General features: G+C 35.1%; 13 protein-coding genes and 1 pseudogene. 12 read left to right on the top strand and 2 right to left on the bottom strand.

What is annotated here, in order from left to right; genetic code table 11:
* Positions 1 to 7: 7 nt before the first annotated feature.
* From M663_RS0101800 to pdxT, 5 genes are all read left to right on the top strand, one after another.
* On the top strand, positions 8 to 448 hold the full coding sequence (locus M663_RS0101800; RefSeq protein WP_003871029.1) for a nucleotidyltransferase domain-containing protein: 441 nt from the start codon (positions 8 to 10) through the stop codon (positions 446 to 448).
* A complete protein-coding gene (locus M663_RS0101795; protein WP_029687749.1) occupies positions 441 to 881 on the top strand; it encodes a DUF86 domain-containing protein in 441 nt (146 codons plus the stop codon). The genes M663_RS0101800 and M663_RS0101795 overlap by 8 nt, the downstream gene beginning before the upstream one ends.
* 19 nt (positions 882 to 900) lie before the next feature.
* Positions 901 to 2529 carry an MBL fold metallo-hydrolase gene (locus M663_RS0101790; protein ID WP_029687748.1) on the top strand — a complete coding sequence of 543 codons (1629 nt, stop codon included), beginning with the start codon at positions 901 to 903 and terminating at the stop codon, positions 2527 to 2529.
* Positions 2530 to 2946: 417 nt separating this feature from the next.
* A complete protein-coding gene (gene pdxS, locus M663_RS0101780; protein ID WP_004397232.1) occupies positions 2947 to 3825 on the top strand; it encodes a pyridoxal 5'-phosphate synthase lyase subunit PdxS in 879 nt (292 codons plus the stop codon).
* A gap of 1 nt (position 3826) precedes the next feature.
* Entirely contained in the window at positions 3827 to 4390 is a 564-nt protein-coding gene (gene pdxT / locus M663_RS0101775; RefSeq protein ID WP_273702588.1) for a pyridoxal 5'-phosphate synthase glutaminase subunit PdxT, read from the top strand.
* 393 nt (positions 4391 to 4783) lie between these two features.
* Here the strand turns inward: pdxT and M663_RS0101765 are convergent, their stop codons facing one another.
* A complete protein-coding gene (locus tag M663_RS0101765; protein WP_029687746.1) occupies positions 4784 to 6163 on the bottom strand; it encodes an amino acid permease in 1380 nt (459 codons plus the stop codon).
* Between the two features lie 400 nt (positions 6164 to 6563).
* Here M663_RS0101765 and loaP point away from each other — a divergent pair, with 400 nt between their 5' ends.
* The 6 genes from loaP (at position 6564) to M663_RS0101725 (ending at position 11794) form a co-directional block, all read left to right on the top strand.
* Positions 6564 to 7106 (top strand): antiterminator LoaP, encoded by a 543-nt coding sequence (loaP, locus tag M663_RS0101755; RefSeq protein ID WP_029687745.1) that lies wholly within the window; start codon positions 6564 to 6566, stop codon positions 7104 to 7106.
* A gap of 108 nt (positions 7107 to 7214) precedes the next feature.
* Complete coding sequence (gene glmM, locus M663_RS0101745) at positions 7215 to 8582, top strand: phosphoglucosamine mutase (protein ID WP_003867748.1); 1368 nt, start codon at positions 7215 to 7217, stop codon at positions 8580 to 8582.
* 30 nt (positions 8583 to 8612) lie between these two features.
* Positions 8613 to 9521 (top strand): UTP--glucose-1-phosphate uridylyltransferase GalU, encoded by a 909-nt coding sequence (gene galU / locus M663_RS0101740; RefSeq protein ID WP_009052674.1) that lies wholly within the window; start codon positions 8613 to 8615, stop codon positions 9519 to 9521.
* 78 nt (positions 9522 to 9599) lie between these two features.
* Positions 9600 to 10283: a Wzz/FepE/Etk N-terminal domain-containing protein gene (locus tag M663_RS0101735; RefSeq protein ID WP_003867745.1), complete on the top strand. Its 684-nt coding sequence runs from the start codon at positions 9600 to 9602 to the stop codon at positions 10281 to 10283.
* A gap of 24 nt (positions 10284 to 10307) precedes the next feature.
* On the top strand, positions 10308 to 11015 hold the full coding sequence (locus tag M663_RS0101730) for a CpsD/CapB family tyrosine-protein kinase (protein WP_009052673.1): 708 nt from the start codon (positions 10308 to 10310) through the stop codon (positions 11013 to 11015).
* A complete protein-coding gene (locus tag M663_RS0101725) occupies positions 11015 to 11794 on the top strand; it encodes a CpsB/CapC family capsule biosynthesis tyrosine phosphatase (RefSeq protein WP_003867743.1) in 780 nt (259 codons plus the stop codon). Before M663_RS0101730 ends, M663_RS0101725 begins: the two co-directional genes overlap by 1 nt.
* A 10-nt stretch (positions 11795 to 11804) precedes the next feature.
* Here M663_RS0101725 and M663_RS0101720 read toward each other — a convergent pair whose 3' ends face one another.
* Positions 11805 to 12716 (bottom strand): LCP family protein, encoded by a 912-nt coding sequence (locus M663_RS0101720; protein ID WP_009052672.1) that lies wholly within the window; start codon positions 12714 to 12716, stop codon positions 11805 to 11807.
* A gap of 155 nt (positions 12717 to 12871) precedes the next feature.
* Here M663_RS0101720 and M663_RS0101715 point away from each other — a divergent pair.
* A pseudogene (locus M663_RS0101715) lies at positions 12872 to 13155 on the top strand (hypothetical protein); the annotation flags it as partial.

Raw genomic sequence — 13155 nt, 5'->3', positions numbered from 1 at the left:
GTCTGTAGTGGTTCAGAGAGATTTAAAAGAAGTGGAAGAAATATTTAAGAGAAATTTGCAATATTTAAAGGGTAAATATGACATAAAGTTGATATATGTTTTTGGCTCATATAGTAAAGGCACTAATACAAAAAATAGTGACCTTGATATTGCGGTACTTTTAGGGAATGGATATGATCCTATGGACAAACTTGCTTTAATTGGCGATTTGGTTTCAATATTTAAACGAGATGATATAGATTTGGTAGTATTAAATTCTGCAAATCCAGTGTTAAGGCATCAAGTAATAAAGCACGGCAAACTTATTTTTGAAGAAAATGAAGATGTAAAGGTGGAATTTGAGGTTAAAACTCTAAGAGAATATATGGACATGGAATATTTTAGAAAAGTGCAGATGGATGTTATTAAAGAATGGGTAAAAAGTGTTGTAGGTGATAATAGTGACTAAAAGTATAATAGAAACAATAAATTCTAAAATAAAAGAGTTACAAAAAAATTTAATATTGTTAAAAAAAGTATCGCAAGAAGTAACTAAAGAAAATATAAAAGAGGATATGCTCAAATATTGGGGAATAGAAAGAGGAATTCAAATATCTATAGAATGTGTTATTGATATAGCAAATATAATTATTTCTTCTCTTGGTTTAGAAAAACCCGATACCTATAGAGAAACGGTTTTATTATTAGGTAAATCAAACATTTTGCCGGAAAATTTTGCCAAAAATATTTCTAACATGGTTTCTTTTAGAAATATACTTGTACATGATTATATGAAAATTGATGAGAAGGTGATTGTTGACATATTAAAGAACCATTTGGATGATTTTGTTAAATATATACATTATATAAATAAATGGATCGAAGAAAATTATTATTCCTAATATGAAAGGAGACGTTATTGTGAAAATAAGTTTTTTGGGAGCTGCTAAAGAGGTTACAGGCTCATGCTATTTAGTTGAGACGGAAAAGACTAAGTTTCTTGTTGACTGCGGAATGTTTCAGGGGGGAGAAGTTGAAGACGAACTAAACTATCAAGAATTTATTTTTGATGTAAATGATATCGATTTTGTGCTTTTAACTCATGCACATATAGACCACAGCGGAAGAATTCCTCTTTTGTACAAGAGGGGATACAGAAAAAGGATTTACGCTACAAAAGCTACCGTGGATTTATGCAGATATATGCTTCCAGACAGTGGGCATATACAAGAGATGGAAAGTGAATGGAAAAATAGAAAAAGAAAAAGGGCAGGCAAGCCTTTGAGAGAACCTCTTTATACTGCTGATGAGGCGAAAGATTCTTTAAGCATTTTCTATGGAGTAGATTATGAAGAAATAATTGAACCAGCGCAAGATGTGAGAGTTCGATTTAATGATGCAGGACATATGCTTGGCTCATCTATAATCGAAGTTTGGGTAAATGAAAAAGGTAAAGAGACTAAAATTGTGTTTTCAGGGGATTTGGGAAATAAAAAAATTCCTCTTTTAAAAGAAGTTACACCGATTAAGAGTGCGGATTATGTTTTGTGTGAGTCCACATATGGCAATAGGCTTCATGAAGATATTGGAGATAGGGCAAAAAAACTCATGGAGATTATCATAAAAACCGTAAAGAGAGGCGGAAATGTCATAATACCTTCTTTTGCCGTCGGAAGGACTCAAGAACTTTTATATGAATTACATAAAAACAGAGAATTGTACAAAGACGAAATAGAGTTTTTAAACAACGTACCTGTTTATGTAGATAGTCCACTTGCAACTTCTATAACAAATGTTTTTACTAAACATCCTGAATATTTGGACAGTGAAGCTCAAGAATACATTAAAAGAGGAGATTTACCCCTTGACTTTCCCAATTTGCACTTTACTCACAGTGTAGAAGAATCAAAAGCACTAAATGAAATTAAAACACCTGTAATAATCATATCAGCCAGTGGGATGTGTGAAGCAGGGCGTATTAAGCATCATTTAAAACATAATTTGTGGAGGCCTGAATGCACAATATTGTTTGTGGGATATCAAGCGAAGGGAACTTTAGGGCGAAAACTTTTAGAAGGAGAAAAAAACGTCAAAATATTTGGTGAGGATATTAGCGTAAAAGCCGAGATAGAGTACATTGAAAGCTTTTCTGGACACGCAGACCAAAAGGGTATATTAGATTGGCTTTCTCAATTTACGGATAAGCCAAGGAAAATATTCATTGTACACGGGGAAGATGAAGCACAGGAAGAGCTGGCAGATAAGATAGAAAATCAACTTGGCATAGAGACTTTGATACCCTCGCGATATGATACATATAATTTTGAAGAAGATAAACTTTTTACTGCAGAAGCTGAAGATAAAGTTAAGCTGAGCGTTGAACTTACTAACAAGATCGAAGAAATGAAATTAAGAAGTGACAAAGCATTGAATAAACTTCAAGAGTTAATAAACAGTAAAGATATAACAAAAGATTTAAGTCCTATTGTAAGTGAGTTAAACAATATAAATGAAAGTTTAATGAAATTGTATAGAGAACTTTTAGATTAGAATGCATTATGCATTCTTTAGACTGTAGACAAACCTCTTTTTTTCATATAGAGGAGGCATTTTGCATAGGTGAAGCGACTTGTTACAAAGCGGCAACTAAACTTAGCGAGACCAAGGAACGGAGGCAGGGCCGAAGCCAAGGACGGCGGAGGCGGGCACCTGAGGCATGGACGCCACCTGACGTAGGAACCCTGCCGGAGTCCGAGGTCGAGCTTATGTTTAGTCGCTTTGTAACTCTGGAGCGAACAATGCAAAATGCCTTCTTAAGAGAAGATAATTTTGTCAACAAACTGAAGAATGCGTTATGCATTCTTTTTTTGTATCTATAATGTTATGATTGATTTGTTTCGATTTAATAGGTACAATTGATATTAAGATATATAAAATACCAATACAATTGTAAGGAGGAGTAGAACAATGAATGAAAGGTATGAACTAAATAAAAATTTAGCCCAGATGCTAAAGGGTGGAGTCATAATGGATGTGACAACACCAGAACAGGCAATTATTGCGGAAAAAGCAGGTGCTGTTGCTGTCATGGCACTTGAAAGGGTTCCAGCTGATATTAGGGCAAGAGGCGGAGTTGCAAGAATGTCAGATCCTAAAATAATAAAGGAGATAAAGGCGGCAGTATCAATCCCTGTTATGGCAAAAGTTAGAATTGGGCATTTTGTGGAAGCACAGATTTTAGAGGCACTCGGGATAGATTTTATTGATGAAAGCGAAGTTTTAACCCCTGCAGATGAGATGTACCATATAAACAAATGGGATTTTAAAGTGCCGTTTGTATGCGGTGCGAGAAACCTCGGAGAGGCTTTAAGGCGCATAGGAGAAGGAGCTTCAATGATAAGGACAAAAGGAGAGGCAGGGACTGGAAATGTAGTAGAGGCTGTAAGGCATATGAGGACGATAAATGCCGAAATAAAAAGGCTTACAACTTTAAGGGAAGACGAACTTATGGCTGCTGCAAAAGAACTTCAGGCGCCATATGACCTTGTAAAATATGTTGCACAACACGGAAGACTTCCAGTTGTGAATTTCGCAGCGGGAGGTATTGCCACACCGGCAGACGCGGCACTTATGATGCAACTGGGTGCAGATGGAATTTTTGTGGGTTCAGGAATATTTAAATCGCAAAACCCTGAGAAAATGGCAGCTGCTATAGTAAAAGCCACAACATATTTTGATAGGCCGGAAATAATTGCGGAAGTTTCAGAAGGGCTAGGAGAAGCGATGGCCAGCATAGATATAAGGCAACTGGAAGAAAAAGATTTATATGCAACAAGGGGATGGTAATTTGCGCGTAGGAGTTTTGGGAGTTCAAGGCTCTGTTAAGGAACATATGGATAAATTAAAGCTTATAAAAGGAATTGAAGCGGTAGAGGCAAAGGACAGGGACACTATCTTAACTCTCGATGCCCTCATTATTCCAGGTGGCGAAAGCACTGCAATAGGAAAAATACTTGTAGATTTTGGGCTTAAAGATGCCATTTTAAAGTTAAACGAGAGGAAAGTTCCTATATGGGGTACTTGTGCAGGCATGATACTTATGGCTAAACATATAGTTAATGATGAGAGGATACACCTTGGAATAATGGATATTACTGTTAGACGAAATGCTTACGGAAGTCAGATTGACAGCTTTAAAACGCGGCTTATGATACCAGCGGTATCTGAAAATGAGATAGAAGCGGTGTTTATAAGAGCGCCGTATATAGAGAGTGTAGGGGATGGTGTTAGGATACTTGCAAAATATGAAGGTAAAATTGTTGCGGCACAGCAAGACAATTTACTTGCCACATCATTTCATCCAGAGCTTACAGATGATTTGAGCTTTTATAGATATTTTTTAAGGCTTTAATTTGCTAAAGCCTTTTTTGTGCGCCTGGCATGGGTTAAAGCTTAAGCGGTGAAAGTCCGCTATGGCATGGCATTAAACCTGCCAAAGGCAAGGGTGTCTATCGTGAGGTGGAATCTGAAGGAAGTCGGCGGCAAACTCCCGGCCCGATGAACAAGAACCACATATGAGGCTAAGCTGGAATGGACGAGTTTGCACAACAAAAGGAAGTCCAACACTGCCCGAACTCCAAGCAGTAAATGTGGCGGGTATATGGGAGGAAAGCTATCGTTCTTACCCAGGGAGAGGGCGGAATAATACAACAAGGAGCCAATGAAGTTCTTACAAAAGCTTGCGAATTATTAAAAAAAGATATATAAAAAGAAGACTGCGAAAAGCAGCCTTCTTTTTTACACGTTATTTTTGCATATTTAGCACGCTATGGTATCTGCCATAAGCAAAATATATTATCAAGCCTACTAACATCCATATTCCAAACCTTGCCCATGTAACCCAAGGTAGACTTGCCATAAGGTATAAACTGAAAGCCATTGTAAGAGGTGCTACTACCCACACAAAAGGCACTCTGAATTTTCTTTCGGCATTGGGCATTTTTACTCTCAATACTAATATGCCTATAGACACAATTACAAATACAGACAGAGTACCAATGTTGCACAGTTCAATTATAACGTCCAAGGGCAAAAAGCCTGCAATGATAGCTGCTATTGCGCTTGTAATTATAGTGTTAATGTGAGGAGTTCTGTATTTAGGGTGTACATGAGAGAAAACTTCTGGCAAAAGTCCATCTCTTGCCATAACCATAAATATTCTTATTTGACCGTAAAGAGTTACGAGGAGTGTGGATATCATACCCACAGCGGCACCAGTGGCTACCAAAGCAGAACCCCAGTTGATTCCTATGCTCATAAGGGCACCGGGTAGAGCATTATCCGGGATAATCTGTTTATAAGGTACCATGCCTACTAAAACAACAGCTACTGAAATATAAAGAGCCAGTATCAACACCATCGCCATCATCAGTCCCAAAGGGACGTCCCGCTTTGGATTTTTAGTTTCTTCCGCTGCGGTAGATACTGCATCAAAACCTATATACGCAAAGAATATGATGGCTGCAGCAGACATTATGCCTTTCCAACCGTAAGGTGCAAAAGGTGTTAAATTTGACAATTTTACATGGCTAAAGCCTAAGAAAAGGAACAAAAGTATTACTGCTATTTTTAAAAGCACTATTATGTTGTTTGTCGTTGCACTTTCTCTAACACCTATATACAAAATCCAAGCGACAAATGCTGTTACTAAAATTGCTGGCAAATCCATTATTCCTCCCGAAATAGGAGGTTTTGTTATAATTTCTGGCAAAGTTATGCCAAAAGACTTTAAAAGTCCTACAAAAGTACCAGACCATCCAGAAGCTACTGCGCTGGCTGAGACTAAATATTCCAAAAGTAAGTCCCAACCTATTATCCAAGCGATAATCTCACCAAAGGCAACATAAGAATAAGTGTAAGTACTTCCAGCAACAGGGAACATTGTAACCAATTCGGCGAATATAAGGGCAGCTAAAGCAGCAGTTATACCGCCTATAACATAAGAAATTATAACGGCTGGACCAGCTCTTAATGCGCCTTCCCCAGTTGCCACAAAGACACCTGTACCTACGACAGAACCTATTGCCAAAGCGGCAAGGTCAATAGCGGTAAGTTTTTTGTTTAAACCTGTCCGTTCAGCTGCTTCCAGCAGCTGGTCTGCTGATTTTTTTCTAAATAAGTCCATCTAAAATCCTCCTAATCAGAAATTTAAAATCACACGCTTAAATATTTTATCAAAAATTTTGCCTCATGTCTCCCTATCTTTGTGAATGTTTTAATGTTATAAAGCTTTAAAAATTTACAACAATAATTTTTTAATATAACTTAAACTTATGCTTTCACCTTGATGGATTTACTACTCCTGCAGGATTGCCACTAAATTCTTTGCTTGTAAAAGCGTCAACAATAAAAATTTGCATAAAAAGTTCCCCTTTAAACGTTAATTTGTTTCGAATAATTATAATATAGCACAGTAGTTAAAGTTTTCAAGTTTCCATTTGTATACTCATTTATATCATAATTAGAAATTATATGTTGAATTTTGTAAGAATAAGCGCTAAAATTATAAAATGGGGTGTAGAAAAATGAAAAAATGGTATGTTATTTTTACTCGAAGTGGATATGAAAACAAAGTTAGAGATATTATTGAGAGTTGCTTTAAACAAGAGGAAGTGAAATTGCTTATTCCGAAAAGAAAAATTATAGAGAGAGTAAAAGGACAACCAGTGGAAAAAATTAAACTTTTATTTCCTGGATATGTTTTTGTAAATGCCGAGATGAGTGATGATTTATATTATAAAATATCTGAAGTTTTAAAAAGAGGTATTTTTCTGAAAGAAGGAAAAAGGCCTGCTTTTGTAAAAGAAGAGGAGATGAAAATAATTTTATCTCTTACTAAAAATTCTGATTTAATAGATTTGTCGAAAGGTATAATGGAAGGAGAAAGAGTAAAGATAATTGAAGGACCATTAAAAGGGTATGAAGGGCTTATTAAGAAAATAGACAAAAGAAAAAAGAGGGCAAAAGTTATATTTAGTATAGCAGGTGAGCTAAAAAGTGTAGATTTAGCTATTGAAGTGATGGAAAATGTATCTGAGCAGCAAAGGAGTCTGGTTTATGCTTGTTGACATATTTGCATAAAGTCAAGAAACAATTTTGTGAAGATTGTGTATTGAGGATTTTCAGTATTATCTATATAATTAAATTGTATGGCATAAAAAAGGAGGTTGAGACAAATGAAGTTGAATGAAAATATGTTTAGGATGTATGATATTAGAGGCGTATGGGAAGATGATTTGACTGTTGAAAGTGCTGAGCTTATAGGGAAGGCCTTTGGTACATATGTGAGACAAAAAGGAATTAAGGATGTGCTGGTAGGCAGAGATAATAGATTATCATCAAGACCTATACGAGATGCTTTGATTAAAGGACTTACTTCTACAGGCTGTGATGTATTAGATGTAGGGGTTTTGACGACTCCAGCTTTTTACTATTCTAATGTCCTGTACAATTATCAAGCAGGGATGATGATTACTGCAAGCCACAATCCGCCACAATTTAATGGTTTCAAAGTTATGGTAGGACCTTCTACAATTTATGGCGATGAACTTAAAAAACTTTACTATATAGCAGAAAAAGGCGAATTTGAAGAAGGTACAGGAAATGTGAAGTATGCTTATCCAATTAATTCGTATATTAATATGATAAAAGAAAAGGTTAAATTAGGCGACAGAAAGCTTAAAGTTGTTGTCGATTGTGGGAATGGCACAGGTTCATATTTTTATCCTGATGTGATATACAATTTAGGTTGTGAAGTATATCCTCTCTATTGTGAATCTGATCCTACATTTCCAAACCATTTTCCAGATCCAGTAAAAGAAGAAAATTTAAAAGATTTAATTGAAGAAGTAAAGAGGGTAAACGCAGATTTGGGTATAGCTTTTGACGGTGACGGTGATAGAATCGGCGTCGTAGATGATAAAGGCAATGTAATTTGGGGAGATATGTTGATGATTCTTTATTGGAGAGAAATAATGAAAAAACATCCCGGCGCTGATGCCATTGTAGAAGTGAAATGTTCTCAGGCATTAGTAGAAGAAATTGAGAGATTGGGAGGCAAACCTATCTTCTTCAAAACAGGGCATTCCCTCATAAAAGCAAAAATGAAAGAATTAGGTGCTGTGTTTACAGGAGAAATGTCTGGTCATATGTTTTTTGCAGATGAGTACTATGGGTTTGATGATGCGGCATACGCTGCTGCAAGGCTTTTACGAATACTTTCTAATACAGATAAATCTTTGTCTGAGCTTTTAGCTGATGTTCCTAAATATCCTGCAACACCTGAAATAAGGTTAGAATGTGACGATGAGAAAAAATTTGATGTGGTAAAAGGTGTAACTGAATACTTTAAAGAAAAAGGATACAACATTATAGATGTTGATGGTGCAAGAGTGTTGTTTGATGGAGGATGGGGACTGGTTAGAGCTTCTAACACAGGACCAGAGCTTATTGTGAGATGTGAGGCAAAGACAGAAGAAAAACTTGAAGCGATTAAAAAAGAGCTTTCAGAAGCTTTAGCTAAATTTAGCGTAGAGTTTAAATAAGCTGTAAAACTTGCATGGGAGGAAAAAACAGTGAAAATAAGAAAGGCGATAATTCCGGCTGCAGGCCTTGGTACGAGGTTTTTGCCTGCTACCAAGGCTCAGCCTAAAGAAATGCTTCCAATTGTGGACAAACCCACTATTCAATATATAGTCGAAGAGGCGATTCAATCGGGAATTGAGGATATCCTTATAATAACTGGCAGAAATAAAAGAGCAATAGAAGACCATTTTGATAAATCTGTGGAGTTGGAGCTGGAGTTAAAAAAGAAAAACAAGGAAAGTTTACTTAACCTTGTAGAGGATATTAGCAATATGGTGAACATTCACTATATAAGGCAAAAGGAACCTAAAGGGTTGGGACATGCTATTTACTGTGCTAAATCTTTTGTAGGAAATGAGCCTTTTGCAGTACTTTTAGGAGATGACATAGTAGATTCAGAAGTGCCGGTTTTAAAGCAGATGATTGACCAATACGAAAGGTACAACTGTTCTATTATTGGGGTACAAGAGGTGCCGTATGAGGATGTAGATAAATATGGAATAGTTGACGCTGCTATTATTGAGGATAGATTATACAAAGTCAAAGACCTTGTGGAAAAGCCTAAAAAAGAAAAGGCGCCTTCTAACATCGCTATTTTGGGAAGATATATAATTACACCAAGAATATTTGAAATATTGGAAAACACGCCACCAGGAGCAGGAGGTGAAATACAGCTTACAGATGCTTTAAAAACTCTCTTAAATTATGAAGCAATTTACGCCTATAATTTTATTGGCAAGAGATATGATGTGGGAGATAAATTAGGTTACCTTATGGCAACTGTTGAGTATGCTCTAAAAAGAGAGGACTTAAGTGAACCTTTTAAGAGGTATTTATTAGAACTTGTTGACAATTTAACAGCTATCGAAAAGGAGGCTGCGGTTACAAAAGTAAAATAGCAAAAAAATTTAAAAAGAACTGAATTTTGCTTTTATAGCAAATTGTATACAAAGGAAAGGATAAAAGGGGGTTTAAAAATGGCAGAAGAGGAAATTGATTTGCGAGAAATTTTCCTGATTATAAGAAAAAGGACAAAAATGATAGTAATTATTACCCTTTTAGCTACGATAATTAGTGGGATATTTTCATATTTCATTGCTACTCCTGTGTATAAAGCGAGTACTTCTTTGATAGTCAGCAGAACACAAAGTTCCGCGCTTAACAATAGTCAGATACAAGTTCAAGATATACAAACTAGTAGGATGCTAGCTGCCACTTATAGTGAATTTGTTAAAAGCAGGAGGGTTTTGCAGCCAGTAATTGAGAGACTGAGACTACCTCTAACTGTTGACCAATTAAAAAATAGTGTAGATGTAGCAGCTAAAGGTAACACAGAGATTATTGAGATAAGCGTAAAAAATAGTGACCCTCGTAAAGCAGCAGAAATAGCAAATGCGATTGCGGATTCATTTGTGGAAAACATTGTAAAAATAATGAACATTGATAATGTGCAAGTAATTGATAAAGCTATTCCACCAACCTCTAAAATTAGTCCTAAAACAAGTTTGAATATTGCGGTAGCTGCTATTTTAGGCTTTATGATAAGCGTCTTTATTGTATTTTTATTGGAATATATGGATAGAACTATAAAAAGCCCAGAAGATATAAAGAAATACTTGGACTTACCTGTATTAGGTGTCATTCCCGAAATAAAAAATTAAATTTAGGTAAGGATGTGAAAATGAATGGTAGTAGCAAGAAATCCAATTGTAGCAGATCCAAAATCGCCTTTTGCTGAGGCTTTTCGTGCTTTAAGAACTAATTTGCAATTTACCAGTGTAGATAGAAAAGTTAAAAGTATATTGATTACCAGCTCGCTTCCAAATGAAGGGAAAAGTACTATTGTCAAAAACTTATCCTATTCTGTAGCTTTGACAGGAAGTAAAGTTATTGTAATAGATGCAGATTTAAGAAATCCCACAGTTCATAAAACTTTTAATTTGTCTAATAGTAGAGGTTTAACAAATTTACTGATAGATGAAGGGGACTATGAGGCTTATTTAAATGTAGATACCAGTTACAGTAATTTACATATATTAACTTCTGGGCCAATTCCACCTAATCCAGCTGAGCTGTTGGGTTCTAATAGAATGAAAAAATTATTAAGTAGTATTCAAGAAAATTACGACTATGTATTTATAGATAGTCCTCCTGTTGTTACTGTAACTGATGCAGTAGTATTAGCACCTGTTGTTGATGGGGTAATACTTGTTATACAAGCTGGGAAGACAGAGATTGGAGCAGTTAGCCGAGCAAAAGAGATTTTAGAAAGTGTAAAAGCTAATATCCTTGGGGTTGTACTCAACAGAGTAAAAGAAAGTCATGGAGGATACTACTATTACTATTATTATGATGATAATAAACCACAACATAGGAAAAGAAGGAAAAGATAATGGTGGACATACATTGTCATATATTACCTAATCTTGATGATGGTGCTGAGTCCTTGGACATTTCCAAGGAAATGGCACTTATTGCAGTACAAGATGGTATAGAGTCAATTGTAGCGACACCTCATTATATAGAATATGAGCATGAAATATCAAAAGAGAGTATTTTAAATGCTTGTCAGCAGTTAAATGAGTTTTTAATTCAAAATCACATAGATTTAAAGATAATTCCAGGGTGTGAAGCTTTTATTTCTCCTACATTAGTGGAAAGTTATAAAAAAGGAGAAGTTATGTCAATAAACGATATGGGTAAATATATTTTGATAGAATTACCGGTAGCTAGTTATCCGGAATACATAGAGGATGTAATATTTGACTTTAAGGTGATAGGAGTTACTCCTATTATAGCTCACATAGAAAGATATTCATATGTTAAAGGAGATTTTGATATAATATATAGGTTAATTAACGAAGGAGCGCTTATGCAAATTAATTCTACAAGCATTACAGGCTTGTTTGGAGATGAGATAAGGTATAAGTCGTTAGAGCTTATAAAACACAATATGGTGCATTTTATAGCTTCTGATGCTCATACAACAAGGGGAAGAGCGCCTAAGATATCAAAAGCTTTAGAGACTTTAAAAAAAGAAGGAATTGAAGATGCCTACATAGACTATTTGATTAGTAATAGTCAAAAAGTGATTAATGGTGAAGATATTGAAGTGATAGAACCAATAAAAAAGAAACTAAGTTGGTTTCACAAAATAAAGAGACGCTTCTAGCTGCGTCTCTTTATTTTGTGAATTCTTGAAGCACCTCGTTTAATTTTTCCATATCTGGCTTCCAGTAACTTATTCCATTTAAATCATAAAAGTCTCCTGGCACTGTGAATTTTTCTATCGAATCTGGTGATATGTCTTTAACAGCGTATATTAAGGCAAGTATTTGCTCATAATTGAGATTAGTGTACAACTTTCCTTTAAAAGTATTGTATAAATTTATATAAGTAGAAACATCTTTTGCTTTACTTTTAAGCTGGTTGGCAAAGGCAATTATAAACTTTTGTTGCCTTTTAATTCTGTTTATATCTCCCATGGGGTCATATCTCCATCTTAGATACTGATAAGCCTTTTGCCCATCTAAAATTTGGTATCCTTTATCTAAGTTGGCTCCATGGCTATGCATATTTACTTCTACATCGAGGGGTACTCCACCGATTGCGTCTACAATATCTGGTATTGTCTGCATGTCTATTGAAATGTAATAAGGCACATCGATACCTAAAAAATCACTTATGGTTTTTAAGCTAAGAGCATAACCTTTTTCTCCCATACCGCCATATACATATGCAGCATTTATTTTGTCTTTATGAAATCCGGGAATATCTACGTATGTATCTCGCGGAATGGAAAGAACTTTTACGACTTTATCATTTAAATCAATTGAAAATATCATTATAGTGTCAGTCCTAAAACTTCCTAGAGTGTGTACTCTTTCATCATTTTTATCTAAGCCTAAAAAGGCAATATATACTTTGTCTTTAGGTAATGCTTGTTCAGAATTGGAAATATTATTTTTATTATCATTGTTAAATACACTCTCTGGATGTTTTGTTATACGTATGTATTTATAATATACAAAAAAGGCTCCTGAAGCTACAATAGATAATATTAAAAAGAAAATAAACCATTTCTTTCTTTTCATTTGTTTCACCTCATAAAACGTACTAGAATATTTTGTTATGGCACAACTATTATTTTAACTCATTTTCTAATAAAAAGTAAATAGTTTTTTAAAAAGAATAATATTTTTTATCCCGCCAAAAATATATTTAAAATAGAAAGAAAGGCGGGATTTTTTTGAGTAGAAAAGAGATTTCGGCTTTTAAAGTTGCTGCAAGCTATATAGGAACAGTAGTAGGGGCGGGATTTGCTTCGGGACAAGAAATATTGCAGTTTTTTGCATATCACGGAGTAAAAGGAACTATAGGGCTTGTAATTGCTGTTTTTATGTTTGTGTTTTATGGGTATATAATTTTACGATTAGGTAACAGGCTTAATGCCTCTTCCTATAAAAAGGTCATCATGAAGGCTGGGGGACCTTTATTTGGAAGAGTGATAGATTTAGTAGTTACATTTTTTTT

The organism is Thermoanaerobacter sp. A7A (assembly GCF_000445185.1).
Lineage (GTDB): Bacteria > Bacillota > Thermoanaerobacteria > Thermoanaerobacterales > Thermoanaerobacteraceae > Thermoanaerobacter.
This window is presented reverse-complemented; position numbering and strand designations above follow the sequence as displayed.

Excerpts from the sequence above, each read along its gene's own strand:
- M663_RS0101735 (WP_003867745.1), top strand. The coding sequence starts at position 9,600 with ATGGCAGAAGAGGAAATTGATTTGCGAGAAATTTTCCTGATTATAAGA.
- loaP (WP_029687745.1), top strand. The coding sequence starts at position 6,564 with ATGAAAAAATGGTATGTTATTTTTACTCGAAGTGGATATGAAAACAAA.
- M663_RS0101765 (WP_029687746.1), bottom strand. The coding sequence starts at position 6,163 with ATGGACTTATTTAGAAAAAAATCAGCAGACCAGCTGCTGGAAGCAGCT.
- M663_RS0101725 (WP_003867743.1), top strand. The coding sequence starts at position 11,015 with ATGGTGGACATACATTGTCATATATTACCTAATCTTGATGATGGTGCT.
- pdxS (WP_004397232.1), top strand. The coding sequence starts at position 2,947 with ATGAATGAAAGGTATGAACTAAATAAAAATTTAGCCCAGATGCTAAAG.
- M663_RS0101720 (WP_009052672.1), bottom strand. The coding sequence starts at position 12,716 with ATGAAAAGAAAGAAATGGTTTATTTTCTTTTTAATATTATCTATTGTA.
- M663_RS0101730 (WP_009052673.1), top strand. The coding sequence starts at position 10,308 with ATGGTAGTAGCAAGAAATCCAATTGTAGCAGATCCAAAATCGCCTTTT.
- glmM (WP_003867748.1), top strand. The coding sequence starts at position 7,215 with ATGAAGTTGAATGAAAATATGTTTAGGATGTATGATATTAGAGGCGTA.